Consider the following 26370-nt stretch of genomic DNA (forward strand, 5'->3'; position numbering starts at 1 on the left):
CGGTTTGTGTACACTAAGACAATCAAAAAATAATGAGCAATCAGCCTTATGCAAATTTCAGCAAATTTTGACTCTGGTAATATCGATGTTATCTCAGCACAAGATCCAAGCAATATTCAATTAGCGATTAAAAAAGACCACCAATCAGATTTTTATCAATGGTTTCATTTTAAACTTCACAACAATGAGCATGTCGAACATGTTATGCATTTAACCAATGCTGGCAAGTCAGCTTATGTCGAAGGTTGGGAAAACTATCAAGCGGTAGCCTCACACGATCGCCAGCACTGGTTTCGTGTGCCAACAACTTTCGATGGTGAAAAGCTTACTATTACTTTCACGCCAGAATTTGATACGACTTATTTCGCTTATTTTGCGCCATACAGTTACGAACGTCATCAAGACTTAATTCACAGCGCTCAATTAGACATTGATTGTCAGTTACAGGTATTAGGCCAAACACTTGATGGTCGCGATATCTCGGTATTAAAAGTCGGTGAGGAGGGCGAAGGTAAAAAAGTTATTTGGTTAACAGCGCGCCAGCACCCGGGTGAAAGTATGGCTGAGTGGTTTATGGAAGGTTTTATCGACCGTTTGTTAGATGAAGATGACGGTGTTGCACGTTCGTTACTCAATAGTGCGGTATTTTATTTAGTACCAAATATGAACCCAGACGGATCTGCTCGTGGCCATCTTCGTACTAATGCTAAAGGGGTGAACTTAAACCGTGAGTGGCAAGCACCGTCTATGCAAAGCAGCCCAGAAGTTTATCTTGTGCGTGAAAAAATGCTAGCAACAGGCGTGGATATGCATCTAGATATTCATGGTGATGAAGCGCTACCTTTTAATTTTGTTGCCGGTTGTGAAGGTATTCCTTCTTATGACGATCGTATCAAAGCACTTGAAGAAAAATTTAAAAATGTGCTTTTGGCTATTACTCCTGAATTTCAAGATGACAAAGGCTACGATAAAGACGAGCCAGGCCAAGCAAATTTAACCGTAGCCTCTAATTGGGTGGGTGAACAATTTAAGTGTTTAGCTTACACTGTTGAAATGCCGTTTAAAGACAATGATCTACTTCCTGATTTTAGTGTCGGTTGGTCTGATGAGCGTAGTAGCTTATTTGGACGAGATTTTCTGACCGCAATTTATCACGTGGTTGATGACTTACGCTAGCGCGATAAAGTAGATAACAATATTTTACAAAGCAAAATTAACTTTACAAAAATAATAATAACTAGGGGTCTATAGTGCAAGAAATTGTAAATACATTAAATAATATTATCTGGAGCCCAGCATTGATTTATCTTTGCTTGGGTACAGGACTGTTTTTCTCAGTTATCACGCGATTTGTGCAGATCCGACATTTTCGTGAAATGTGGCGTCTACTGCTATCAGGAAAAAGTTCAAAGCAGGGGATTTCATCTTTCCAAGCCTTAGCAGTCTCGTTATCAGGTCGTGTTGGTACAGGTAATATTGCCGGCGTTGCTGCAGCCATTGGTTTTGGTGGACCCGGTGCGGTATTTTGGATGTGGATAGTAGCATTTTTTGGTGCGGCAACAGCCTATATCGAATCCACCAATGCGCAAATTTACAAAGAAGAGCAAGACGGCTTGTATCGTGGTGGCCCTGCATATTATATTGAAAAAGCCATGGGACAAAAATGGTATGCTTGGATATTTGCTATAGCAACCATTATTGCTTGTGGTGCACTGCTTCCAACCGTGCAATCTAATAGTATTGGTGAAGCAGTTACTATGGTTTTTGGTAGTGGTAATATTATTGATACCGCGCTTGGACCGATTGCTATGACCAAGCTATATACCGCAGTATTTATTGTCCTCATTCTAGGTTTTATTATCTTTGGTGGCGTTAAACGTATCGCTAGCTTCACTCAGGTTGTGGTACCTTTTATGGCCTTGGCTTATATCATTATTGCTTGTGTAATGATTTTCTTACATATTGATCGTTTACCTGACGTATTTATGTTGATCATTACTGATGCATTTACACCAATGGCTGGTGTAGGCGCAGCAATCGGTTGGGGTGTTAAACGTGGTGTTTACTCTAACGAAGCAGGACAAGGTACAGGACCACATGCAGCAGCCGCTGCTGAAGTTGACCATCCGGCACAACAAGGTTTGGTGCAAGCATTTTCTGTATACATAGATACGTTATTTGTTTGTACAGCGACCGCCTTTATGATTTTGATCACACAGTCTTATAATGTCAGATTAGAAGGTGAAGCAAGCTTTATCGTACAAAATATTGCTGGCGATATTGCCGCTAATAGCCCCGCTTTTACTCAAATTGCTGTTGAAAGTATGCTAACAGGTTTTGGTAAGCCATTTATTGCTATTGCATTGTTTTTCTTTGCTTTTACCACTATTTTGGCGTATTACTTTATCGCGGAAAATAATGTTTCATACATTAAACGTACCTATAACCTACCGGCATTAACTTTTTTACTAAAAGTGTTGATCATGACAGCGACCTTTTACGGAACCGTTAAAGCCGCAGATGTTGCATGGGGGATGGGTGATGTAGGTGTTGGTATGATGGCTTGGTTAAATATTATTGGTATTCTTATTATTTTCTTTATGGCTAAACCAGCAGTTAAGGCGCTAAAAGATTATGAAAGACAACAAAAAGAGGGCGTCGATAATTATACTTTTGATCCAAAAAGCCTGGAAATTGAAAATGCTGATTTCTGGGAAAAGCGTCTAGAACAACAAAATAAAAAATAAATGTTATTTACTGAAAAAAAACGCCCGCAAGGGTGTTTTTTTTAGGTAAAATATAGTGTCGAAAAAGAGGTGAAAAAATGGCCGTTATCAATTGCCCTAGTTGTAAGAAAAAAATTTCTGATAAAGTCAAATCATGTCATTATTGTCAGCTTGATTTAACCGTATTGGATGCAGATAAAATAGCGAACTTAAAACGCGTTAGTGCGGTAAAAAAATCGCAACAATTAATGAATCATTCTTTTATCGCTATGCTGTTATTTTGTGGTGGTTTCCTTTTTCTGTATTGGCAAGATGCTCAACCAGGTACTTGGCAATATATTAGTGCTATCGCTAGTACTATTCTAGGCTTTATACTCTATATTGTAACGCGAGTCAGACTTATATTAACCAAGCGTAACCAAGCGTAATCAACCTTATTTAAAGAGATTTTCATGGATATAATTCAGTTAGTTGACACTATGTCAGAAGAAATGTACCTGCGTTTAAAGTGCGCCGCTGAAACGGGTAAATGGCCAGAAGGCACGTCTGTTGATAAAGAGCAGCAGATGACTGCTGTACAAATTACCATGGCTTATCAATCTAAACATTTAAATTCAGATCAAACATTGTCCATTGGCCCTAAAGGCGAGATGATTATTAAATCAAAAAGTGAACTACGTTCAGACTTTCCCACAGCGTTAGATAGCAATGATATTGCTAGGTTTTCAAATATATGATTTTTTCCAAGTTTTTAAAAAAGAAATGGCAACATAAAAATAGTAGTGTGCGTGTCGAAGCCATCAATAGTAGTTTATCTATTGATGCACCAGAACAACATGAAATTATTGCTCAACTTGCCATTGCCGATGAAAATGAAAATGTTCGACGTGCCGCTTTAATTAAACTAGCCAGTTATCAATCTTGGTTAATGCATAGTCAAGAAAATTCAATGGCCAAGATTAAGCAGTATGCCGGTAAAAAAGTTGCCGCTATTCTCACAGAGCAAGATGAAATCAAAGTTTCTGAGCAAGAAAAACTCGCTTACATCGCGAGGTATAATCACTATAGTTTGTATGAAGATTGGTTGAAAATAGCTGAAGACGGTAATTTGATTATTGCCTTATTTGAAAAAATAGCGAATAGAGCCAAAGCAAACGATCCAACCAGTAAAGCAGTATTAAAGCCTCACCTATTGCTCAATTTGTTTAATCAAAAGCAAAATGTACAAGTTCAGCAATATATTATCGATAACGTAGATGATATAGAGCTATTAGAAAAATTAAAGAAAAAATCCACTGATGCTGATGTCACGCAACAGTTAACTGACAAAATTAGCCGATTACAGTTTGTTATCGAACAACCTATCGCATTACGTAAAAAAATCAATTTAGTTTTAGCTAAACTACAAGCGTTAAAAGATCAATATGAATATGAAGCCTATTTAACCAAACGTACACAATTGGTTGATGAATGGCAGGTTTTAGCTACCGAGTTCGATTGTTTTCAAAGCGTTGAAATCAGCAACTTCACCGATAAAAAAGCAACTATTTTGGCACAGCTTGATAAGTTGTTTGCGGTTAAGGCTGAGCAATATACGCAAGCAGAAATAGCCCGAGAGCTTGATGAGAAAAAACAACAAGCACGACAACACTTTGAAAAAACACTGGCTATTATTGATCAAACGCTGAGCACCAGTATTTTCGAAAATGAAGCGATTGATGAACAGCAATACCAAACGTTGTTTGATAAGTTAACCAGTGAAATAATTGCTTCAGCGTTAAGCAAAAATGAACAAAATAGCTTTATCACTAAAATTTGTCAGCAACAGCAAAAGTTACAGCAATTACCTGAAATTGCGCAATCGGTTAGTGATGCGACACATTTAATTTCAAAAATCTCTCAATTAGCATTACCAACAACAGTTGTAGAGATGAATGAACGACAGGCAATTTATCAGCAGTGGCTAACAAACTGGCAGAAAGCAGAGAAAAAAGCCTCTGGTAGTTTACCTAATTCGATAAAATCTTCAGCACAAGAAATTCAAAAAAATTGGCGTGCAGCATTAAAACCATTACAACAGCAGCAAAAGCAAGAGTTCTCAGCCACACAGAAAAAATTACATGATGTTAAACGACTGATCGGTGCTGGAAAGTACAATGTAGCGTTTGGTGTTTTTAAAAAGGCCAAACAACTATTTAATGCTTTATCTGAACAACAGCAGCATCGTATCCAAAAAGATTATGATGCAATCAATGAAAAAATTGCTGAATTAGCCGATTGGGAACACTATATTGCCACGCCACGAAAGCAAAAGCTTTTAGCTGAAATTAAAGCGATTGTTGAAACCCCGCTTGATAATCCTAATGAACAAGCGGAAAAAGTAAAGCAATACAGGAAAACATGGAACAGCTTGGGTCATGCAGACGATGATGCCGAACAGAGTTTAAATACTGAATTTAACCAATTATGTGAAAGCGCATTTGCGCCTTGTCGATTATATTTTGCCGAACAAGAAAAATTACGTGCACAACACCTGATCACCCGTCAATCCTATGTCGAGCAAGCAAACTTACTGGCAGAAAAAATAAACACGACAACAGAAGCAGATAACATCAGTGATTACAAAGGTGTAGAAGTAGAATTAAATCAGTTAATTAAACAATGGCAAAGTGCGGGTCAAATTGATCGCTCAGTGTACCAAGAGGTTAATAATCAATTTAATTTAGCACTACAGCCTGTTAAGTCAGCGATTAAAGATTTTCATCAACAAAATAAGTTCGCAAAACAAAACTTAATTAAGTCAGCTGAAAAGTTACTTACTGAAGAAGATGTTTTTGCTGCTGTAGCGCAAGTCAAAGATCTACAAACTCAATGGCGCAACATAGGTTATGCTGGTCCAAAAGTAGAAAATAAACTTTGGCAAAATTTTAGAAAAATTAATGATGATATTTTTGCTAAGCGAGAGCAACAAAGTGCTTTGGAAAAGTCAGCAACAAGCGCTAAAACGACTGAGTTGCTTAATGCTTTAGCAGCACTAGAAGGGCAATTTGTTAACTTAACGCAATTATCAACGCTGCAACAATTTTCACAAGCACTGCAAAGCTTATATCAAGAAGTTAGCCAGCAAAAGCCAAAAATGCTAACGCTTGAAAAGCAAATTAATGCTAAAGCAAAATCAGTAGAGCAGAAAATTGTTGATTTAAAGCTTGCGGATGAAAAAAGGCAGTGGGGTTATTTATTTTCTACGCTAGAACAAGCGCTGGAACAATCGCAAAGCTTTACTGAGCAAACTGATTATCAGCAGTTAAGTAGTTTTTGGCAGAAAAAACTGAAAGATTTAGCGACCAATACTAAGACTGTAAATCGAGCAGAAGCTACATTAGAGCTTGAAATCTTATCGGGTCGACCTTCGCCAAGTGAATTGCAACAGCATCGGATGACTGTGCAGGTAAATTTAATGCAAGCCCAAATGTCTTCAGGGATAGCCATTGACTTACCCGCTAAGTTTACCCAGTGGTTAATGTTAGGCCAATTTACTGTGCAAGATGTTGAGTACTTGGCACGTATTAAACCTATTTTTCAATAAGATAGTTTCTATTAATAGTAAAAAAGTCAGCATTATAATGCTGACTTTTTTGTTGTTTTCTATGCCTTTATTTTCGAAAGCGTTAGCTTAATTCACCCCGTAAATTGACTTCAAGCAGTTGGCAAATTTTCGCGTGGCTGTAATTTTTGCTTAGCAAGTAATGTAATTTTGTTAATGTGGCTTCTAAAGTCATATCATGACCACTAATAACCCCAATTTTGCTCAACGCATTACCGGTAGCATAACCTTTCATATTGACTGTACCTTTAATACATTGACTACAATTAACAATAACAATACCGCTATTATTTGCTTGTGCTAAACAATCTAATAATGCTTGATCTTGTGGGGCATTTCCGACACCGTAACTTCTAATTATTAATGCTTTAACCGGCTGTTTAATAATGTTTTTTATTAATTCTACTGATATTCCAGGATATAAATGCACCACACCTATAGGTTGTGGCGTAATTTGTGCCAACGCCAAAGGTAATGCTACCGGCTCTGAAATTTTTCCTTGGATCAACTTAATATTAATTCCAGCTTCAAGTAAAGGTGGTAAATTTGGCGAGTCAAAGGCATCAAAACCATCCGCATAAGCTTTTATACTGCGGTTGCCACGAAAAAGTTTGTTACTAAAATACAACCCCACTTCGTTGATAGGATAGTTGGCCGCGATATAAAGAGAATTTAGTAGATTTTCTTGTCCGTCTGAACGCAGTTGACTTAAAGGGATTTGAGATCCGGTTACAATCACCGGTTTACTTAAGTTTTCTAACATAAACGATAATGCTGAGCTGGTATAAGCCATGGTGTCAGTACCATGCAAGACAACAAAACCATCATAGTCATCATAGTGTTGCTTAATATCATCAGCAATACGTTGCCAATCAGCTGGAGACATATTAGATGAGTCAATTAAAGGCTGATATTCATTGATGGTAAATGCCGGCATTTCTTCCCGATGAAAATCGGGCATTTTCATTATCGCGTCGGTTAAATGTTGTTTCTGTGGAATATAACCATTTTCGCTTGGTTTCATACCGATGGTACCACCGGTATAAGCGATATATATGCGTTTTCTCATAGCTCAGGTCTTTATAAGAGAGTGGCATTACGGATTGATGCCAAAATTACTGGAATTATTCGAGACTATAACATAATGCCAAGATATACAGGTGAGAAAACTAACGGCTTAAAATAAAAAAGCCTCGATAATTCGAGGCTTAATGAAGTCAGTTAACTGTAATTAGTCAACTTCACAAGCCAAACAAAACGAGTAGATACCTTGAGGATCATTTAGTTGTGCTAATTGCTTTAATTCAAGCGATAACTTACTGATGATTTCAGTTAAGGCACTTTCGTCATAATCTCTATCAGATGTTTGACCTAATAGAACAGAAGCTTGGCCAAATAAACTTTGTAAGAACAGTGCGCGTGAACTTTTTTGTTTCTCAACTAACAATGTTTCATAATCTGTTAGGTTAGCAAGTTCAGCTGCAGCTTCTATGGCACTGTCTAGATTCCCTAATGCATCGACTAAACCAAGCTCTAATGCTTTTGAACCTGACCATACACGACCCTGCGCAATAGCATCAACTTGCTCAGTGCTCATATTGCGATTGGTTGCAACAAGCTCAATAAAATCACGATAGCCGCGCTCAATATTAAGTTGCACAATATTTGCCATGCCCGGTGTTAATGCGCGGGTGATGCCAAAGCCAGCAATATCTGTGGTACCTACGCCATCGGTATGAATACCTAATTTACTTAAGGTATTTTCAAAGGTCATAAAGAAACCAAAAATGCCAATAGAGCCGGTAATAGTCGTCGGGGAGGCATAAATTTTATCAGCTGAAGCAGAGATCCAATAACCACCTGATGCGGCATAAGTTCCCATAGAAGCAATAACTGGTTTACCTGCTGCTTTAAGTAATTCCACTTCTTGGCGAATAACTTCTGAAGCGTATGCACTGCCACCTGGGCTATCGACGCGCAAGACAACGGCTTTAACTTGATTGTTTTCACGTGCTTTACGTAATAAAGCCGCCGTACTCTCGCCGCCAATTTTACCTGGCTTTTGATTACCGTCTAAAATGGTGCCTTTGGCGACAATGACAGCAATTTTATCACTATCAAAATTTTCCATGTTAATACTTGAGGTAATGGCTTTTGAGTAGTCATTAAAAGTTATACTTTTATAACCTGACTCACCATCACTGCCAACCATGTTGATTAAATCTTGGGTTACTTGCTCTCGCGTTTTTAGGGCATCAACCCATTTATTAGCTAAAGCATATTCGGCAATATTACCGTTGGCTGCTTTTAACTTAGTAACTAAAACATCAACATTTTCATCAAAATTGCTGACTGAAAAGTTACGTTGCGTAGCCACATCGGTTTTATATTGTTGCCAGAGATCGTTTAACCATAATTGGTTAGCTTCTTTGGCAGCGTCTGACATATCGTCTCTGATATAAGGCTCTATAGCTGACTTATAAGTACCGACGCGAAAAACGTGTTGACTAATAGCAAGTTTTTCCAAGGCTGATTTAAAGTAGAGTTGATAACGTCCATAGCCGTCTAATAGCATCCAACCTTTTGGATTAAGCCAAATTTCATCGGCATAACTTGCAAGGTAATACTGATTTTGGCTGTACTGTTCACCAACAGCAATGACTTGTTTACCACTGCTTTTAAATTGCTGTACTGCTTTGGCGACATCATTTAATTTAGTAATGCCCGAGCCTTGCATATTTTTTAAATCTAATACCAGCATACTAATGCGGTCATCAGTTTCAGCATTTTTTATCACGGCTAAAATGTCAGCTAGCAATACTTCTGGTGCTGTGTCAGGTTGCTCTAGCGCTTCACTGATAAAAGTATCCATTGGATCTATATTATGCTTTTGCTCAACAATATCACCACGGATGTTCAAGATAAGTGCCGATCCTGGTTCTACCTTAATATTCTCTTCACCTGTACTAATTGCAATAAATAGCAGCAGTAACACGGTAAAAAACACTAAGTTAATAATAATTTTTCGTGAAGTATTGAGCAAACTAAATAACCCTAAGGTTATTCTTGCCAATGTACTTTTGTTTTCTTTCATATGACCTGTCTATAGGTTATTTATATTAGATAGCTATATGCTACTGAAAATTCGTTGATTTAAGTAGTCGAAAGTGTAAATATTTTTGTCAATTGCTTAAATGAAATGATTAACAGCTAAGCACGTTCTACTATTTATAACCTAATGTTGGGACGAGCTCGTTGAAGTCAGTTGAAAAAAAGCTAATTAGTTGGATGATTTTAATGACAAATAAATGTTAATGTATATGTTAACAATAAGATAGCGTTTAGTTTTATCATTATTATGCTTTGAATTTATTAATCTGACATGAAGATAAAAATGTCAATTATTAAACCCTAAAGGATTAATCAAAGGAATTTACAGTTTTATGAATGTTTTGGAGTTTTTACATACTCGTCAGTCTAATCCACATTTGCAAGGCAATGCACCTGATGAGGACGTTATTAATAGTATCCTTAAAGCCGGAATGCGGGTTCCTGATCATGCCGGTTTAACCCCATGGCGCTTCACTGTAGTGAAAGATGAAGGCCTGAGCAAGTTAAGTAAAGCGTTCAAGTCGGCTATTACCAGTGATAATGGCGATGAAGCCAAAATAGATAAGGCCAGTAAAATGCCATTTCGTGCGCCTTTAATTATTGTTGTTAGCACTAAGTTTCATCAGCACGTAAAAGTACCAAAGCAAGAGCAACTTATTGCCGCAGGTTGTGCGGCACATGCAGTACAAATGGCTGCAACAAGTTTAGGTTTTGGCGCCATGTGGCGCACAGGAGAAATGAGCTATCATCCGTTGGTAAAAGAACGTTTAGGTATAGAGTTGCATGAGGAGATTGTCGGTTTTGTTTATATTGGTGATAAGAGCAAAGAATTACCTTTGAAAAACAGTCGAAATCTTGATGACTACGTGCATTACTTTTAGGCATGCATCATTTAGCTCTTGTTGCCGATGGTGCTTGAAAGTAAGCAAATAAAAAAACCCTCAATTGAGGGTTTTTAGTACAAGATTGTATCTCTAGTTTAGAATGATGCGTTGTTTGGTGTTCTAGGGAAAGGGATCACGTCACGAACGTTTTGCATACCCGTAGCATAAGCTACTAAACGTTCAAAACCTAAACCAAAACCAGAATGAGGTACAGTACCGTAGCGACGTAAATCACGATACCAGCTGTAATCAGCCGGATCTAAATTCATTTCAGCTAAACGTTTATCTAAAACATCTAAACGCTCTTCACGTTGACTACCACCAATAATTTCGCCAATGCCAGGTGCAAGAATATCCATGGCAGCAACCGTTTTACCATCATCATTTAAGCGCATGTAGAAAGATTTAATATCTTTCGGGTAGTTTTGTAAAACTACTGGACCATTAAAGTGCTCTTCAGCTAAGTAACGTTCGTGCTCTGAGTTTAAATCTACGCCCCAAGCCACTTTGTTTTCAAACTTTTTATCACAGTTTTCTAAGATTGTAATCGCATCAGTATAATCTAAACGCACAAAGTCGTTGTTGATCACTGAATTTAAACGATCGACAACTGTTTTATCGACGCGTTGTTCAAAGAAAGCCATATCATCAGCACGCTCATCAAGCACGGCTTGGAAAACATACTTCAACATTTCTTCAGCTAAATCAGCGGCGTCTGATAAATCAGCAAAAGCGATTTCTGGCTCTATCATCCAAAATTCTGCCAAATGACGAGTTGTATTTGAATTTTCAGCACGGAATGTTGGGCCAAAAGTATACACTTTAGAAAGGGCACAACAATAGGTTTCAACATTCAACTGACCTGAAACCGTTAAAAATGTTTCTTTACCGAAAAAATCTTGGTCGTAATCAACTTTACCTTGATCATTTAAAGGTAAGTTTTCCATATCAAGGGTACTCACGCGGAACATTTCGCCTGCGCCTTCACAGTCGCTACCGGTAATTAATGGCGTGCTGATCCAAAAGTAACCTTTACTATGTAAGAAACGATGTACTGCTTGTGCCAAAGTATTACGAACACGCGTTACTGCGCCGCCAATATTAGTACGCGGACGTAAATGTGCTTGCTCACGTAAAAATTCAATACTGTGGCGTTTTGCTGCCATTGGATAAGTATCAGGGTCTTCAACTAAACCTAATACTTCAACTTGCTCTGCTTGTAGTTCAAACGATTGACCTTTACCAGGAGATTCCACCAAAGTACCGGTAACTTTTACAGCCGCACCAGTCGTTAGTTTTAATACATCAGTCTGATAATTATCCAAATTACTCGGAGCAATTGCCTGAATAGCGTCAAAACATGAGCCGTCATGTATCGCTAAAAATGAAATACCTGCTTTGGAATCACGACGTGTGCGGATCCAACCATGGATAGTAATTGATTCATTAACAGGGTATTTACCTGTCAAGATATCAGTAATTGCAATGACTGACATTTACAAACCTCTTTTCTGTCAAAATATACTCAAATTTTAAGGATTGATATGTTACCTTGCTTATAAGGTTTAACAAGTAAAAGTTGTTAAATCCGGTCTATATAAAAATAAAAATTAAGAATTAGTCAGAAAAGGCGGTAGCTACGATGAAAATATCAAAAAAAGAGCGCAGGAGTGCGGTTGATATATGGACTTATATTGTCAGAGCCTTAGCCATTATTGGTTGGGGATTATTTGTTTTTGCCTTAATTGTTTCATACTACGCAGCACCTGATTCCGATTATGGTCTATTGCGCTATCATAATATTGAAATCAGAAAATTTTGGTTAACCCCTTTAACGGGTTATTTATATATTGTTTTGTGGTTAAGTGCTTTGTGTAGCTATTTTTGCTTAATACTCGACAAGTATCGTAGTCGGCGTAAAAGCGATGGTAAACATTTCAATATCTTATTGTTACTGACTATCACCATCGCCTGGGTAAGCTTTATCTTAGTACAAATTTCAGAAGCCAATATCGGTTAATTGAATATTGCTATTTACTTTACTGCTGTATAAAGCATGAATCTTCGTTTAATACTGTACTAATGGCCTTAAGCAATAAAGTTAATTGTTCTATATCAATGACAAAGGGTGGCATAACATAAATAAGTTTACCAAAAGGGCGTATCCATACGCCCAATTCAACAAAACGCTTTTGTATTTCAGCCATATCAACATTTTCCGTTGCTTCAACAACACCTATCGCACCTAAAACTCTAACATTATGTACTCTTGGATGGGTTTTTAATGGTAACAACTGTTGTTTGAATATCGCCTCGATATTGGCGACTTGCTGCTGCCATTCATTACGTTTTAGAATATTAAGGCTAGCATTAGCGACAGCACAAGCTAGTGGATTGCCCATAAAAGTAGGGCCATGCATAAAGCAACCGGCTTCGCCATTACTGATGCTATTGGCAATTTCGTCGGTACATAAGGTAGCTGCTAATGTCATATAGCCACCAGTTAAGGTTTTACCTAAGCAGATAATATCAGGGCTGATATCAGCCCATTCACAAGCAAATAACTTACCTGTTCGGCCTAAACCTGTGGCAATTTCATCGGCAATCATCAAGACATGGTATTGATCGCATAATGCTCGACAGGTTTTTAAATAATTTGGGTGGTATATGCGCATACCACCAGCGCCTTGCACGATGGGTTCAATAATAAATGCCGCTATCTCATGGTGATGTTGTTCAAACATAGCGGCTAGTGCTAATGCATCATCCGCTTGCCAAACTTGTTCAAAGCCTATTTTTGGCGCGGGTGCAAACAAGTTTTTCATGAGCACAGTCTCAAACAGTTGATGCATACCGTTAACGGGATCGCATACTGACATAGCGGCAAAGGTATCACCGTGATAACCATTCTTTACCGTCAATATTTTATGCTTTTCAGGCTTATCTTTGCTATGCCAATATTGAATGGCCATTTTAAGTGCCACTTCTACAGATACTGAGCCACTATCACTAAGAAACACTTTATTTAAACCACCCGGTGTCATGGCGATCAAGTTTTTTGCTAACTCGACCGCAGGTTCATGCGTTAGACCACCAAACATAACATGGGAAAATTTTTCACTTTGTTTAATTAGTGCTTGGTTCAATTCTGGGTGATTATAGCCATGTAACACAGACCACCATGATGACATGCCATCAATCACTTTTTCGCCACTAGCTAAATAAATGTATACCCCCTGAGCAGACTTTACCAGGTAAGACGGTAGAGGCTTTGACATAGAAGTATAAGGGTGCCAGACATGATTTTTATCGAATTCGAGTATTTCTGCTTGTTTATTGTTCATATGTAAAGCTTGGCTAAGTAAATTAGTTGACATATTGATGTTGACGCATAGACTACCCGTTAATATTACGAGATGCAATTTCAACACGAGTGAATAACTATGACACAGCAAACATCAGCGGTAAGCCAATCTATGTCTGATACCATCGGCAATAATAGCAATCAAGCTAGCAGCGAAATTCGCCATAATTGGCAAGCACATGAAGTTAAAGCCCTGTTTGATATGCCATTTAATGACTTGATGTTTAAAGCACAAGTTATTCACCGTGCAAACTTTAATCCTAATGAAGTGCAGGTCAGTACCTTATTGTCGATTAAAACGGGTGCCTGTCCAGAAGATTGCAAATATTGCTCACAAAGTTCACGATACAAAACCGATATCGATAAAGAACGCTTAATGGCAGTTGAAAAAGTGCTTGAAGCTGCACAAGTGGCAAAAGATCAAGGTTCAACGCGTTTCTGCATGGGCGCAGGTTGGCGTAATCCAAAAGCAAGAGATATGCCATTAGTGGTAGAAATGGTGAAGGGCGTAAAAGCACTCGGGCTTGAAACCTGTATGACATTAGGTATGTTATCTGCTGACCAAGCCGATGAATTGCAAGGCGCAGGTTTAGACTATTACAATCATAATTTAGATACCTCACCAGAGCATTATAATCAAATTATTACCACACGTACTTATCAAGACCGTTTAGATACTTTAACCAATGTCAGAAGTTCAGGTATGAAAGTTTGTAGTGGCGGTATTGTTGGCTTAGGGGAAGAAAGCAAAGACCGAGCGTCATTACTTGCGCAGCTAGCAAACCTTTCACCGCAACCAGAAAGTGTACCTATTAATATGTTAGTTAAGATTGAAGGTACGCCGTTATCTGATGTTGCTGACTTAGATCACTTTGAATTTATTCGTTGTATAGCTGTGGCACGTATCATGATGCCTAAAAGCCATGTTCGCTTGTCAGCTGGACGCGATGCCATGAATGAACAAATGCAAGCCATGTGCTTTCTAGCCGGAGCAAATTCAATATTTTACGGTTGTAAATTATTGACTACAGGCAACCCAGAAGCAAATAAAGACATGATGTTATTTGAGCGCTTAGGTATCAATACTGAAACGATAGCTAGCTCAGACGTTGATGATGAAAAACTTAAAACCGCAGTCATTGATCAACAAAATAGTGACTTATTCTATAACGCTGTCAATTAAGTGTTATGGCGTTTAATTTTTTAACTGCCGATGTTGAACAACAAAAACAATGTGCGCGATATCGCGCACGTCAGTGCGTTGCTGAGCAAAATGGTCGTTATGTCAAGATTAATGATAAAAGCTATTTAAACTTTTCATCAAATGACTATCTTGGCTTAAATCATCATCGAGAAATAAACCAAGCATTATCCGTTGGCGCCGAAAGGTTTGGCACTTGTGCTAGTGGCTCAAGTTTAATTACCGGTTACTCTTATGCACACCAAGCATTAGAACACGATATTTGTGATTGGTTAAATAAGCCAAAATGTTTACTCTTTGCGAGCGGATTTTCTGCAAATAGTGCTTTAATGCAGGCATTAGGGCATGAAAGCAGCCAACTTTATTTAGATAAGTTGAGTCATGCTTCATTGATCGATGGGGCACGGTCGAGTGCTGCGAAAGTAAAACGCTTTTTGCATAATGATATTGAGCAACTACAACGCTTTTTAGCAAAAAACCAGCAAACTGAAAATCAAGATAATGAATTAAATCAGGTCATTGTTTCTGAAGGTGTTTTTAGTATGGATGGCGATCAGGCTGACGTGGCTAATTTAGCAAAAATAGCACAACAACATCAAGCTTTGCTATATTTAGACGATGCCCACAGTATCGGTGTTATTGGCAATAAAGGCCAAGGCAGTTCCAGTTTAGCGGATATCGATGTTGTTATGGCAACATTTGGTAAAAGTATCGCAACCAGTGGTGCCTTTGTCGCCTGCGATAATAACTTAGCCGAATATTTGATAAATTTTTCTCGGCATTATATTTATTCAACGGCGATATCTCCGGCCTTAGCTTGGGCGACAAAAAAGAGTATTGAAATTATTCAAACTGAGCATTGGCGTCGTGAAAAAATTATTGAACTGAGTAAATTGCTTACTGAAAAGCTTGATAAAAAAATAAAGTTAATTGAGAACTCATCATCAATTCATGCCATTGTCATTGGTGATGAGATCACCACACTGGATGTTTGTCAGCAATTACGAAATAAAGGCATTTGGCTCAGTGCTATTCGCCCTCCGACCGTTCCACAAAATAGCTCAAGGTTACGTGTTACTATAACTGCGAGCCATGAAGTTAAAGATATCAATTACTTAGCTAATTGTATCAATGAGGTTATACAATAATGCCCAAAATGACTAGTCGTTATAAAATAGCGAAATCTTTTGGTTCTGCCAGCGCATCTTATGATATATCAGCACGTTTACAACGTTATAGTGGCAAACATTTAATGCCATGGTTACCTAATCGCAATGACTTAACGGTGTTAGATTTGGGCTCAGGAACTGGTTTTTTTACTGACCTTTTAGCCAGCAGCTATCAGCAAGTTATGGGCTTAGATATATCAAAAGATATGCTGATATTTGCTCAAGAAAATCGCAATCAAGCTATTTGTTGGTTAGAGGCCGATGCCTATAAGATACCGTTACAAGATAATAGCATTGATTTTATTTATTCTAACTTGATGATCCAGTGGTGTGATCCATTAGATTTAGTTTTAAACGAAGTGATGAGAGTTTTGAAGCCTGGCGGACTTTTCATCTTTAGTACTCTGGTTAATGGCACATTATTTGAGTTAAAGTCAGCGTGGGCACAAGTTGATGATGATCAACACGTGATCGATTTTAAAGCAGAGCGTGAAGTTAGAGCATTGTTGAATGGGCCAGACCGCAAATTATTGGAAGCTAAACAACAAGATATTATTTTAGAATATGAAAATGTTTTGCATCTTGCTCATGAATTAAAAAGTCTTGGTGCTAATCATGTTCCTAAGAAACAAGGTAAGGGCTTAGCGGGTAAAGATAAATGGCAAAAAATGACTAAAAGTTATCAAGATTTTTTAGAGCCAAATAATATTTATCCAGCTACTTATAAAGTTTTTTCGGGCTTAGTGGTTAAGCTGAGCTAAATAACTCAGTCTTAACTCACTAATTGCAATACACCTTTAAGAGTTTCCAATATGTTGAAAATATTCATTACAGCCACTGATACCGACGCCGGTAAAACTTATGCAGCACAAGCTTTGGTAAATGCCTTTGTGGTAAACAATATAAAAGTTGCCGTATATAAGCCAATATCTGCAGGCTGTCAGTATGTCAATAATGAACTCGTTAATGAAGATGCTTTGTTATTACTCAAACAAGCTAATTGCCAACAGACAGTTTTACAAATTAACCCTATTGCTTTTGAACCAGCCATTGCACCTCATATTGCCGCAATTCAATTACAGCAAACAATAAATTTAACTGACATAAAACAAGGCTATGACGATATCATTGCCTTAGAGCCCGAAATTATTATTTGTGAAGGCGCAGGGGGATGGCGTTTACCTTTGGGGCATGGTAACTATCTTTCAGAATTTGTACAAGCAACTCAGCAAAATGTAATACTTATCGTTAATATGAAACTTGGTTGCTTAAATCATGCAATATTAACCTATCAAGCCATTGTGGCCGATGGTCTTAATTGTTTGGGCTGGATCGCCAATTGTCCAGAAAGCATGCCATATTTAACAGAAAATATTGCTGAATTAACTGAGCTTTTACCGGTGCCAAAACTAGCAGAACTAGCTTTTGAACAAGATATCAAACAAGCCGCAAAGAAAATTAATATTTCCCTAATAACAGAGCAATTTAATTTAACCTCTGTTACACAAGTGAATCTTACCAATAGTTATAAATAGTTTTAACGCTTGTAATATATCGTTATTACAAGCGTTTATATTTTAAACAAAAATCAATTTTACTTAAGCAAACTGTCTAAGTTAGAGTCAGTGGTAATGACTGATTTATTGTTGCCTTTAAACAAAAAACCATCAGCATCTTTGTCAGTATCAGATAAACCAGACACTAATGCCATGGTGTTGTCTTTAATATCTAATCCCGTACCTTCAACAATGGCCACAATCGGTGTGGTTTCATTGAGCACCATAAATTCTGCTAAGCGTTGGGCACGTGTCTCACCATTATGACCCGGTGGATTATGATCAGTATAATGAGGATTGAGCTGAAAATTAACAAGCTGTAAAGCATCAAAACTTTTCGGTTCAATTATTGGCATATCATTGGTTGTACGTATTGAAAGGCCAGCGACATTAGAGCCTGCACTCCAGCCAATATAAGGTATACCTTGAGTAACTTTATCTTGAATGGCTTTGATAAGATTGTGTTGATACAACTGATGTAATAAATGAAAAGTATTACCACCGCCAACTGCTATCGCTTTGGCGGTATTAATTGCCTTAACTGGATCGTCAAACTTATGAATACCTTTTACGGTAATACCGCTATCAATGAGGGCACTTTGTACCATAGCCGTGTAGTCATCATAGTTTACAGTAACGCCAGCATAGGGAATAAATAATAGCTCGCTAACACCATTTAATTTTGCCTTTATCAGCGACAAAGCATGTTGCAAATATTTTGTATCACCAACACGAGAGCTACTTAGCAGCAATAAGTTTGCATTTTCAATGGTCAATTTTTTAACCTTTTATTTATTTTAAAGAGCGCTCATTTTACCTGATTTAGGCCTCGAAGTTTATTAATTCTTGCTGGCTATTTAAAATATAACGTGCAGTTACAAAGCAATAAAACTATTTCTAGTGACATAACTCAGCAATGCAAGCCATAGCAATAAAACCAGAGCGTGTTTTGTGATCTGAAGATTTAGCCACCCGATCATCAATTTGTTTTATTAATAATTCAGGCAGGGTCACGTTTATCTTATGACTTTTGCCCATGTAAGGAACAATATCAAAATCAAGTACCGCCCAAATAGGTGAGATAGCTGTAGACATCAACATATGATGTTCAATCGTTTTCGCTTGTGGCACTTGTTCGCCATATTCCACCAGAATTTTTAAGTGTGCTGCCATTGCTTCATTTAGCAATAGAAGTCCCTCATCTATCGTTATTGCTTTCACCTTACAACCAGGCAAATCAACAATTGAAAACAGATAATTTTTTTCTTCGTTATTACGTAACACCAAAACTGGATATTTCATAATTTCGTCCTTTATTTGTTAACTTGAAACTATAACCCCAATAACCTCATATGTAAACATATTGATAACCCTGAGAGTTATCAATACGCATTTATCGCAACCCCAGTAACTCCCTGTCAAGTATTAAAAACAACTCCAGCAACTCTATTGTGTTTAGTTGGTAAATGTTCACTTCGGGTCTAGCTAATTATTTATGGTAATTAATTTTTACGGAGGTTAATTACTTTATTAAACTCGATAATCGGTGTGAATGGTTAAGCATTGATACTTGTAGGGTTATTGAATGGCTTTGTTTGCTTTTTCTAAACTATTTATCAATGCTCTATTGTTATTATTAAGCCTGTATCAAATCGTTGAAATAAACTTTTTATAAAAAATTTCAGTTTAGCATCGAAATAATTCCATGAAATATTGCTGTGATTGCGGATAATTTAAGCACAGTAATACCTGTATTTAGTGGCGTAGATTTGTGCTTATTTTATGAGGGCTAATTAGGGGCTGTTGATAATTATTTAATTGAACTGTCAGAGCTTAAGCAAACAGAACTTATGTTAATGAATATTTTTTAGTATTGAAATCAATAAATTTGTTAGCGTTTTCATTGTTAAAACTGACGCTAACAAATTTTCTATTATAAGTTAAGCTTGTACTTACCAATAGTTTTCAAAACTAAAATGTCCTTTGGAGCGCCTTAAATGTTTTGCAAAGCCAAGGGCTAACAATACATCTCGGGTGTCATGTACCATGGCAGGGTTTCCACATAAGTAAAAAAAGCTATTGTGTTTATCAGGAAATAAGTTCGCTGCTTGCATTAAACGACCATCACGCAATAGTGCTGGAATTCTACCTGAAAGTATATGCTGATGTTTTTCCCGAGAAACTATTGGAATATAAGTCAGTTTCCCGCGGTATTCTTGCTGTAAATTAGCGATAAGCTCTTGGTAAACTAATTCTTGGGATGTGCGAACTGCATGAACTAAAACAAGTTTTTTAAAACGTATCTTACTTTCATGCTCAGACAGAAGTGAAAGAAAAGGCCCAATGGCTGTACCAGTTGAAAGCAACCAAAGTTCTGTGGCAGTTTCAGGAATTTCATTTAAGGTCATAAAGCCACTAGGCTTTTCACCAACATAAACCTCATCACCAAGCTGAAGTTGAGCAAGTTTAGGACTTAAATCACCACTAGAAACATCTATAATAAGAAACTCCAAACAGTTTTTACCAAGACGATGGTTAGGCGAGTTAACAAAAGAATAGGCGCGTCTGTGCCAATCACCATTATTACCTTTTAATGCAAGTTTAGTAAATTGTCCTGCGAGGTAAGGAGCAATATTGGCTTTAACCGTGATAGAGAATTCATTGTTAGTCCACTGTTTATAGTCTATGACTTTACCTTGAACAAAACCGGTGAGCATTGTTGTCATCACATTCTCCCATAAACTGTATTCCTATAGCGTTAACTTTAGCACGGGTAACTAGCTATAAAGCGGTGCTTTTTTTAAACCATAAGTCAGTATTTTAATCATAGCTATAATTTATCTAGTTTGGCATCGCTTTTATATCATAAATAAAGCTATATTTTTATGTTGTTGATATTTAATGAGATAAATAATGATTTATTTTAAATACAGACCCGACAAAGGTAACACGTAACTATTTAATTGGACAGTTTATGTTTTTCAACATCATTAAGATTAATTGAATATGCATTGCCACCAATACCATGGAACTCCTCATCAGTAAAAATGATAATATTTTCATCGCGAAAAGTAATCGCTTCTTTTTGGGTCACAATACCCAAATCAATGCGGTACTTATCACCAGAGAAAAAATCATCACCATGCCAATTTTCAAATAACCAAATTCGTTGAGAGTCTAACAGTGCAAGCCTCTTTCTGCTCGGACTCAATGCTGCTGAAGTTATCCAACATAATTTTTCCGCGATGGTGCAGGTTTTAAATTTACTTATTTTTTTGGCATCATAGTTGGCCGCATGATCGCCAATTTTATATAAGCTTGTTATGCCATTGAAGGGGACCGTGCGATTTTTAGTAAATAAATAAAGATGTTTTTTATAGAAGACGAATGCTTCAACATCGAATTCCATTTCGTGTGCTTTAGGTGGAAAGCTGGTATGTTCAGGATAGGTAAACTTGATGATCTCTGCTTGAGTTGTTACTGACTTTATATCAATAGGGTTTTCAATTTTATATATTGTTAACCATTTACGTAAATTATCATTATTACCAAAGTCACCTAAAAAGAAATGGCCAAAGTCGTCTTGGGTCATGTCTTCCCAATCAATATTCTTTGCGTTAGTGATGGTTATTTCTCGATCGATACCGCCAGTTTTATTAATTTGATATAGTTTTGCTTGATCACCACCGTCATTAATAGCCCAAAGTTTATTATTTTTATCAAACTCTATGCCTGATATTTCCTTTAACTGTGCATCGATAGTGGCATATTTATTTTTATATAGCTGATAGCTTGTTACAGCGACAATGATACTAACGGCAATAGCACTTCCAGTAAAAAATCCGGCGATTGTTTTTTTCATAAATTTAGAAACCAATTAAGTGTATAAATTACCTGGCGCGCAGCATAACAAGGAACTTTATAGATTACATGTTTCAAATTGTATAAGTGTTTATTTTGGGATATCTGCAATAAATTGTAAATTTTTATTAATACGGACTTAAAAAACACCTCATTATCGAATTAACACTTATGCTTAAAGTAGGTTCGTTGTTTTCTCGGAGTGAATATGAAAAAGTTCATCAATTACTCACTTATAAGCACAGTATTAATCTTACTGATGGCTTGTCAGTCAACAAGCTCATTGATAAATTATCAAACTGAAGAAGCAGGCATGAGCCTTTTTCTGGATAATAAATTTAAGGGCCATCAGGATATAGTTGTTGAAACAGAGGCGGAAATATTTGCCTTAAGTGAAGATATGCAACAGATGGTAAAAAGCATTAGCTCAGAGCGAGATACGCGTAAGAAAACCAATAAGTTACTGAGGACTTTTTTCAGCCCTGACAAGATCAACTTAGCCTATCAATCGGGTGCTAATGTAATTGCTGCGCAAGCATTTAAAGATAAAACCGCAAATTGTTTGTCGCTAACAATTATGGCATACGCAATTGCAAAAGCAGCAAAATTAGATGTTGCTTTTCAACGTGTTGATATACCAGAGTATTGGGTACGTAATGGCAATGTTAACATGTTGACTGGCCATATTAATTTAACTGTATTTGAAGGGCCACTCCCACAAAAATTAGTCTTTTGGGAGCGTAGTGAAATTGAGATTGATTTTGATCCTTTTGTGCTTAAAAAGTCTTTCCCAAAACATAGAATTAATAAAAATACTGTACTTGCCATGTTTTATAATAATAAAGGCGCCAATGCCATGATAAATGGTAACTATTTAAGCGCTTATGCTTATTTTAAAGCAGCGATCGACACGGACTCACTTTTTTCTCCTGCTTGGGGTAACCTCGGTATTTTATATCGTTTCAAAGGTTTTCAACAACCTGCCATTAACACCTACCGATATGCGATAAAATTAAACCGCGATAATTTAACTGCGATGTCGAATTTAAGCCTGTTGTTACACATTAATGGTAAATATGACGAAGCGAAACAACTTGATAGTCAAATAATGCGCAAACGGGCAAATAATCCTTATTATTATGCACTGCTTGGGGATGAAAGATTGCATCAGGGAAATTATAGTGAAGCGATAAACCACTATAAAAAAGCGATCAAGCTAGATGATAATATCCATGAGTTTTATTTTGGTTTAGCTAAAACCTATTTTATGTTAGATGAAATAACAAAAGCCGAAAGCTATATAAAAAAGGCGATGAGGCATAATCGTATTTCTCAACTTGATAAACAATATTTGGTCAAGTTAAACCTATTAAAGCAACTTGATTAGACATTTATTTGTGTATGGCTTGTTAAAATATTTTTTTCTGCTCATGAGCATTATTTTATGCTCAGCATGTAGTATTGATACAGCTAAGCCAAGCATTCCTATAATGCCGGATGAAATAGTATTACAGCATTTACACTACTTGTCGTCTGATAGCTTAGCGGGTCGTCAAGTTGGTACGAAAGGAGGGCTATTAGCGCAAGACTACATTATTAAGCAACTTCAACAGTATCAAGTTATGCCCTTAACGACAGCTTACAAAGCGAGTTTCTCCAGTACTAATTTTTTTAAAACAACTCAAGGCAACAATATTGTTGGTTTTACGCCAGGTACAATATGGCCAAATAAGTTTATTGTGCTGTCAGCACACTTTGATCACCTTGGTAGCCGAGGCCGAAATATATATCATGGTGCAGATGATAACGCTTCAGGTACGTCAGCCTTATTACATTATGCAAAACGGATACAACAGTCACCATTACGCCATAGTGTGATATTTCTATTTACTGATGGCGAAGAAGCTAACTTAATGGGCGCGCGGGCTTTTATCAAGCAAAATTCGCACTTACTAGCTGATATTGCACTGAACATTAACATAGACATGATTGCAGGTACTCGGTCGACTAAAAAGTTACGCTATATTAGTCGACGGCTTGATGAGATATTAACCAGAGATGTGATACAAACATTAACGACACAAAATTACGCTATCGAATTAAAACAAGGTTTTAAGCAGCACGGGCGCAGTAAAAAGCCGCGTATTCGTTGGGAAATAGCCAGTGATCACGCGGTATTTTATCAGCAAAAAATTCCCTTTATATATTATGGTGTTGGTAACCATCAAAATTACCATCAAACGAGCGACAGTTATGAAAATATAAACCAACAATTTTTCTTGGCGGCAGTAGCCACTATTTACCAGCAAATTAGCTTTATTGATAAAAATCTATAAATTATTCAACGGGACTACTCAGGTTGATAAAAAACGCGTTATAATGCTGTTTACTTTAAAAATTAATTAAATGGGGTTATCTCATCAATGGAAAAGCGATTTATAACAGCGCAAGAATTGCTTGAAGATTCATTTCGTGTAGCTGCGAAAGTTTTCGAAGACGGTTTCAGACCACAATTTATTGTTGGGATATGGCGTGGTGGCGCACCAATTGGTATTGCCGTACAAGAATATTTTGATTTTAAAAAAGTGGAAACAGACCACATTGCAGTGCGTACTTCTTCTTATTACGGTATTAATCAGCAAAGTAAAGAAATTAAAGTACATGGCTTGCACTATATTATTGAAAATGCCAATGCAGATGATGGTTTACTGATCGTTGATGATGTTTTTGATTCAGGGCGCAGTATCGAAGCGTTAATAGCTCAAATGAAGAAATTAACCCGTAATAATATGCCAAAAGATGTCAGAATTGCTTGTCCTTGGTACAAACCTCAGAATTCTAAAGTTGATTTGGTCCCTGACTACTATGTCCATGAATCTACAGAATGGTTAGTTTTTCCACATGAATTATCGGGATTAACACCGGATGAAATAGCTCACGGTAAAAAAGACCTAGTTAATATTTTAGAGCTATTTGAATAGCTTATCTTTAAAGGTTAGATAATTTAACGCACGTATTACGTGCGTTATTTTTTTATCAAAAAAACATACCGAGAGAAGCTACTTACTTGTACAAAAATAGTGAATGCATTATGTTATTTGCTATAAGCGTACTTTACCTGGTCATAACCCATGAATATAAAAACAATCATCTTATTTAGCTGCTTCTTTTCAACAGCTATTTGGGCTAAAACACCGCTGGTATTATTATCAATTGATGGCTTTGCCCAACGCTACATTGAGCAATATCAACCAAAGGGCTTAATTTCACTTATTGAGCAGGGCACTAGTGCACAAGCATTATTACCTGTTTATCCGAGTAAAACCTTTCCTAATCATTTAAGTATTATTACTGGTCGTTATCCGATAAATCATGGCATAGTACATAATAGTTTTTTCCATCGAGATATTAATAAAAAATATAAGCTCGGAGATGGGAAGAATGATGCGCGTTGGTTAACAGCAGAGCCCATTTGGCACATTAATGAAATGCAAGGTAACAAGTCAGCGGTCTATTTTTGGCCAGAGTCTGAAACGGCAGTTGCAAACAAAAAAGCCAGTTATTATTACCCCTATAAACATTCTACGCCTAATAAAGAAAGGTTAAATCAAATACTAGCATGGTTACGTTTACCTGAAGCTGAGCGACCAAATTTTATTGCCGGCTATTTTGCCACCGTTGATGATAAAGGTCACGGTTTTGGTGAGAATTCACCCGAGCTGATCAACGCAATTAAAAATCTTGATCAATTAATTGCAGATTTTATGCAACAAATTAATCAGGAATTTTCAGGTCAAGTTAATGTGGTGATTGTCTCTGATCACGGTATGACTAAAATTAATGAAGCCCCCGTAATTGATTGGCAACAAAATATTGTTGAAGGGGTAAATGTGGTTAATGGCTCTACTCAACTTTATTTATATAGTGATAACGAAACCAAATTAGCACAAACTGTTAGATTGTTTAAAAGTGAACAATACGATCACGATGTCCATTACCGTGTCTATCAATATCCCAATTACCCAGCCCATTGGCATTTAAATCGTATGACCTCTGTTGTTCCAAATGTGATAGTTGACGCGTTGCCGTCTTATATTTTTAACCAAGGTGGTTCACATAGCTCACCCGAAACTCATGGCTATGATCCGAAATTAGAACGTGATCTTGATGCTATATTTATTGCCGTTGGACCATCATTTAGCAAAAACAAAAAAATTGCTGCTTTTGATAATGTTAATGTTTTGCCCATTGTTACTCGGGCATTAGGACTAAAAGATGTTCAAAACATTGATGGTAACTATCAAATTGCTGAGCAAATAGTTAAGTAAAAGCACGATAAAATGGCCAGCTTTGATTTTGTATTAGTAAAAGGGCATCAAGTAGCCTCGGGCTTGGCAAACGATCCTCGTTTTTTTACCGGAACTATTGCTACGCAATTACCATTTTTCCAAGCCTTAGGGTTAAATCTTGATAATTATCATCGAGCAACATTGAATGCTCAGTTCGACTGTAAAGAAGTTGTTTTAAATCATATTGACTATCACTTTGAACAAGTGAAATGGCATCCAGATATGCCAGCAGAAGACTTTCGTTTCTGTCGTTGTCATGTTTTAAGCGCTGATAGATTATATCCTGGCATAATCTATCAGCCTTTGGTTAACACCAAAACAGAGCACTTTCAGCCAAAAAATCACTTAGAAATCCTAGCACCATTTATTACAAATATTAATTATGGTGATGTCTTAAGCTTAAAGGCCCCTAATGCTACGCTGACTCTAATTAATTTTTAATTTTTGTGAGTCAAACTCCACTTATATTGCCGCGATATTATAAATATTGTTTACAAGTGACATTTAACTAAAATAACTTTTCAATAACCGCCATAATAGGGTAT

General features: G+C 37.0%; 24 protein-coding genes. 16 read left to right on the forward strand and 8 right to left on the reverse strand.

What is annotated here, in order from left to right; genetic code table 11:
* Positions 1-48: 48 nt before the first annotated feature.
* The 5 genes from FGD67_RS02610 to FGD67_RS02630 all read left to right on the forward strand — a co-directional run bounded on the left by FGD67_RS02610 (position 49) and on the right by FGD67_RS02630 (position 6312).
* Positions 49-1176: a M14-type cytosolic carboxypeptidase gene (locus tag FGD67_RS02610; protein ID WP_257173564.1), complete on the forward strand. Its 1128-nt coding sequence runs from the start codon at positions 49-51 to the stop codon at positions 1174-1176.
* Between the two features lie 74 nt (positions 1177-1250).
* Positions 1251-2747, forward strand: a complete 1497-nt coding sequence (locus tag FGD67_RS02615) for a sodium:alanine symporter family protein (RefSeq protein ID WP_257173565.1) — start codon at positions 1251-1253, stop codon at positions 2745-2747.
* A 77-nt stretch (positions 2748-2824) separates the two neighbouring features.
* Positions 2825-3154, forward strand: a complete 330-nt coding sequence (locus FGD67_RS02620; RefSeq protein WP_257173566.1) for a hypothetical protein — start codon at positions 2825-2827, stop codon at positions 3152-3154.
* 24 nt (positions 3155-3178) lie between these two features.
* A complete protein-coding gene (locus FGD67_RS02625; RefSeq protein WP_257173567.1) occupies positions 3179-3463 on the forward strand; it encodes a YeaC family protein in 285 nt (94 codons plus the stop codon).
* Positions 3460-6312: a DUF349 domain-containing protein gene (locus FGD67_RS02630; protein WP_257173568.1), complete on the forward strand. Its 2853-nt coding sequence runs from the start codon at positions 3460-3462 to the stop codon at positions 6310-6312. Before FGD67_RS02625 ends, FGD67_RS02630 begins: the two co-directional genes overlap by 4 nt.
* A gap of 82 nt (positions 6313-6394) precedes the next feature.
* Here FGD67_RS02630 and ansA read toward each other — a convergent pair whose 3' ends face one another.
* Together ansA and sppA are read right to left on the reverse strand one after the other, a co-directional pair.
* A complete protein-coding gene (gene ansA / locus FGD67_RS02635; RefSeq protein WP_257173569.1) occupies positions 6395-7399 on the reverse strand; it encodes an asparaginase in 1005 nt (334 codons plus the stop codon).
* A gap of 162 nt (positions 7400-7561) precedes the next feature.
* On the reverse strand, positions 7562-9424 hold the full coding sequence (sppA, locus tag FGD67_RS02640; RefSeq protein WP_257173570.1) for a signal peptide peptidase SppA: 1863 nt from the start codon (positions 9422-9424) through the stop codon (positions 7562-7564).
* 349 nt (positions 9425-9773) lie between these two features.
* Between sppA and FGD67_RS02645 the strand changes: the two genes are divergently transcribed.
* Complete coding sequence (locus FGD67_RS02645) at positions 9774-10322, forward strand: nitroreductase family protein (protein WP_257173571.1); 549 nt, start codon at positions 9774-9776, stop codon at positions 10320-10322.
* A gap of 98 nt (positions 10323-10420) precedes the next feature.
* Here FGD67_RS02645 and asnS read toward each other — a convergent pair whose 3' ends face one another.
* Positions 10421-11821: an asparagine--tRNA ligase gene (gene asnS, locus FGD67_RS02650; protein ID WP_257173572.1), complete on the reverse strand. Its 1401-nt coding sequence runs from the start codon at positions 11819-11821 to the stop codon at positions 10421-10423.
* A 146-nt stretch (positions 11822-11967) separates the two neighbouring features.
* On the opposite strand from asnS, the gene FGD67_RS02655 reads away from it, so the two are divergent.
* Positions 11968-12345 carry a hypothetical protein gene (locus tag FGD67_RS02655; RefSeq protein ID WP_257173573.1) on the forward strand — a complete coding sequence of 126 codons (378 nt, stop codon included), beginning with the start codon at positions 11968-11970 and terminating at the stop codon, positions 12343-12345.
* Between the two features lie 19 nt (positions 12346-12364).
* Here the strand turns inward: FGD67_RS02655 and bioA are convergent, their stop codons facing one another.
* The gene (bioA, locus tag FGD67_RS02660) at positions 12365-13669 is read right to left on the reverse strand and encodes an adenosylmethionine--8-amino-7-oxononanoate transaminase (protein ID WP_257173574.1); all 1305 of its coding nucleotides are present in this window, start codon (positions 13667-13669) and stop codon (positions 12365-12367) included.
* Positions 13670-13891: 222 nt separating this feature from the next.
* On the opposite strand from bioA, the gene bioB reads away from it, so the two are divergent.
* The 4 genes from bioB to bioD are packed head-to-tail and all read left to right on the forward strand — an operon-like array spanning position 13892 to position 17594.
* Positions 13892-14872, forward strand: a complete 981-nt coding sequence (bioB, locus tag FGD67_RS02665; RefSeq protein ID WP_373567871.1) for a biotin synthase BioB — start codon at positions 13892-13894, stop codon at positions 14870-14872.
* 5 nt (positions 14873-14877) lie between these two features.
* A complete protein-coding gene (locus FGD67_RS02670) occupies positions 14878-16038 on the forward strand; it encodes an 8-amino-7-oxononanoate synthase (RefSeq protein ID WP_257173575.1) in 1161 nt (386 codons plus the stop codon).
* Positions 16038-16820 (forward strand): malonyl-ACP O-methyltransferase BioC, encoded by a 783-nt coding sequence (bioC, locus tag FGD67_RS02675; protein WP_257173576.1) that lies wholly within the window; start codon positions 16038-16040, stop codon positions 16818-16820. Before FGD67_RS02670 ends, bioC begins: the two co-directional genes overlap by 1 nt.
* A 51-nt stretch (positions 16821-16871) precedes the next feature.
* Entirely contained in the window at positions 16872-17594 is a 723-nt protein-coding gene (bioD, locus tag FGD67_RS02680; protein WP_257173577.1) for a dethiobiotin synthase, read from the forward strand.
* Positions 17595-17653: 59 nt separating this feature from the next.
* Here the strand turns inward: bioD and pepE are convergent, their stop codons facing one another.
* The 4 genes from pepE to FGD67_RS02700 form a co-directional block, all read right to left on the reverse strand.
* Positions 17654-18391 (reverse strand): dipeptidase PepE, encoded by a 738-nt coding sequence (gene pepE, locus FGD67_RS02685; RefSeq protein ID WP_257173578.1) that lies wholly within the window; start codon positions 18389-18391, stop codon positions 17654-17656.
* 121 nt (positions 18392-18512) lie between these two features.
* Complete coding sequence (locus FGD67_RS02690) at positions 18513-18917, reverse strand: type II toxin-antitoxin system HicB family antitoxin (RefSeq protein WP_257173579.1); 405 nt, start codon at positions 18915-18917, stop codon at positions 18513-18515.
* Positions 18918-19567: 650 nt separating this feature from the next.
* Positions 19568-20341: a ferredoxin--NADP reductase gene (locus tag FGD67_RS02695; RefSeq protein ID WP_257173580.1), complete on the reverse strand. Its 774-nt coding sequence runs from the start codon at positions 20339-20341 to the stop codon at positions 19568-19570.
* Between the two features lie 233 nt (positions 20342-20574).
* The gene (locus tag FGD67_RS02700) at positions 20575-21477 is read right to left on the reverse strand and encodes a hypothetical protein (protein WP_257173581.1); all 903 of its coding nucleotides are present in this window, start codon (positions 21475-21477) and stop codon (positions 20575-20577) included.
* A gap of 207 nt (positions 21478-21684) precedes the next feature.
* On the opposite strand from FGD67_RS02700, the gene FGD67_RS02705 reads away from it, so the two are divergent.
* The 5 genes from FGD67_RS02705 to FGD67_RS02725 all read left to right on the forward strand — a co-directional run bounded on the left by FGD67_RS02705 (position 21685) and on the right by FGD67_RS02725 (position 26266).
* A complete protein-coding gene (locus FGD67_RS02705) occupies positions 21685-22863 on the forward strand; it encodes a tetratricopeptide repeat protein (RefSeq protein WP_257173582.1) in 1179 nt (392 codons plus the stop codon).
* Between the two features lie 103 nt (positions 22864-22966).
* Positions 22967-23812: a M20/M25/M40 family metallo-hydrolase gene (locus FGD67_RS02710; protein ID WP_257173583.1), complete on the forward strand. Its 846-nt coding sequence runs from the start codon at positions 22967-22969 to the stop codon at positions 23810-23812.
* Positions 23813-23899: 87 nt separating this feature from the next.
* Positions 23900-24457 carry a phosphoribosyltransferase gene (locus tag FGD67_RS02715; protein ID WP_257173584.1) on the forward strand — a complete coding sequence of 186 codons (558 nt, stop codon included), beginning with the start codon at positions 23900-23902 and terminating at the stop codon, positions 24455-24457.
* 150 nt (positions 24458-24607) lie between these two features.
* The gene (locus FGD67_RS02720; RefSeq protein WP_257173585.1) at positions 24608-25804 is read left to right on the forward strand and encodes an ectonucleotide pyrophosphatase/phosphodiesterase; all 1197 of its coding nucleotides are present in this window, start codon (positions 24608-24610) and stop codon (positions 25802-25804) included.
* Between the two features lie 12 nt (positions 25805-25816).
* Complete coding sequence (locus FGD67_RS02725; RefSeq protein WP_257173586.1) at positions 25817-26266, forward strand: hypothetical protein; 450 nt, start codon at positions 25817-25819, stop codon at positions 26264-26266.
* The last annotated feature ends 104 nt before the right edge of the window (positions 26267-26370 follow it).

Origin of the sequence: Colwellia sp. M166, from assembly GCF_024585285.1 — a bacterium.
Lineage (GTDB): Bacteria > Pseudomonadota > Gammaproteobacteria > Enterobacterales > Alteromonadaceae > Cognaticolwellia.

Excerpts from the sequence above, each read along its gene's own strand:
- FGD67_RS02710 (WP_257173583.1), top strand. The coding sequence starts at position 22,967 with ATGCCGGATGAAATAGTATTACAGCATTTACACTACTTGTCGTCTGAT.
- bioB (WP_373567871.1), top strand. The coding sequence starts at position 13,892 with ATGCCATTTAATGACTTGATGTTTAAAGCACAAGTTATTCACCGTGCA.
- bioD (WP_257173577.1), top strand. The coding sequence starts at position 16,872 with ATGTTGAAAATATTCATTACAGCCACTGATACCGACGCCGGTAAAACT.
- FGD67_RS02630 (WP_257173568.1), top strand. The coding sequence starts at position 3,460 with ATGATTTTTTCCAAGTTTTTAAAAAAGAAATGGCAACATAAAAATAGT.
- bioC (WP_257173576.1), top strand. The coding sequence starts at position 16,038 with ATGCCCAAAATGACTAGTCGTTATAAAATAGCGAAATCTTTTGGTTCT.
- FGD67_RS02725 (WP_257173586.1), top strand. The coding sequence starts at position 25,817 with ATGGCCAGCTTTGATTTTGTATTAGTAAAAGGGCATCAAGTAGCCTCG.
- FGD67_RS02645 (WP_257173571.1), top strand. The coding sequence starts at position 9,774 with ATGAATGTTTTGGAGTTTTTACATACTCGTCAGTCTAATCCACATTTG.
- FGD67_RS02625 (WP_257173567.1), top strand. The coding sequence starts at position 3,179 with ATGGATATAATTCAGTTAGTTGACACTATGTCAGAAGAAATGTACCTG.
- FGD67_RS02715 (WP_257173584.1), top strand. The coding sequence starts at position 23,900 with ATGGAAAAGCGATTTATAACAGCGCAAGAATTGCTTGAAGATTCATTT.
- FGD67_RS02695 (WP_257173580.1), bottom strand. The coding sequence starts at position 20,341 with ATGACAACAATGCTCACCGGTTTTGTTCAAGGTAAAGTCATAGACTAT.
- FGD67_RS02720 (WP_257173585.1), top strand. The coding sequence starts at position 24,608 with ATGAATATAAAAACAATCATCTTATTTAGCTGCTTCTTTTCAACAGCT.
- FGD67_RS02705 (WP_257173582.1), top strand. The coding sequence starts at position 21,685 with ATGAAAAAGTTCATCAATTACTCACTTATAAGCACAGTATTAATCTTA.
- FGD67_RS02700 (WP_257173581.1), bottom strand. The coding sequence starts at position 21,477 with ATGAAAAAAACAATCGCCGGATTTTTTACTGGAAGTGCTATTGCCGTT.
- FGD67_RS02670 (WP_257173575.1), top strand. The coding sequence starts at position 14,878 with ATGGCGTTTAATTTTTTAACTGCCGATGTTGAACAACAAAAACAATGT.
- ansA (WP_257173569.1), bottom strand. The coding sequence starts at position 7,399 with ATGAGAAAACGCATATATATCGCTTATACCGGTGGTACCATCGGTATG.
- FGD67_RS02620 (WP_257173566.1), top strand. The coding sequence starts at position 2,825 with ATGGCCGTTATCAATTGCCCTAGTTGTAAGAAAAAAATTTCTGATAAA.
- FGD67_RS02690 (WP_257173579.1), bottom strand. The coding sequence starts at position 18,917 with ATGAAATATCCAGTTTTGGTGTTACGTAATAACGAAGAAAAAAATTAT.
- sppA (WP_257173570.1), bottom strand. The coding sequence starts at position 9,424 with ATGAAAGAAAACAAAAGTACATTGGCAAGAATAACCTTAGGGTTATTT.
- FGD67_RS02610 (WP_257173564.1), top strand. The coding sequence starts at position 49 with ATGCAAATTTCAGCAAATTTTGACTCTGGTAATATCGATGTTATCTCA.
- FGD67_RS02655 (WP_257173573.1), top strand. The coding sequence starts at position 11,968 with ATGAAAATATCAAAAAAAGAGCGCAGGAGTGCGGTTGATATATGGACT.
- bioA (WP_257173574.1), bottom strand. The coding sequence starts at position 13,669 with ATGAACAATAAACAAGCAGAAATACTCGAATTCGATAAAAATCATGTC.
- asnS (WP_257173572.1), bottom strand. The coding sequence starts at position 11,821 with ATGTCAGTCATTGCAATTACTGATATCTTGACAGGTAAATACCCTGTT.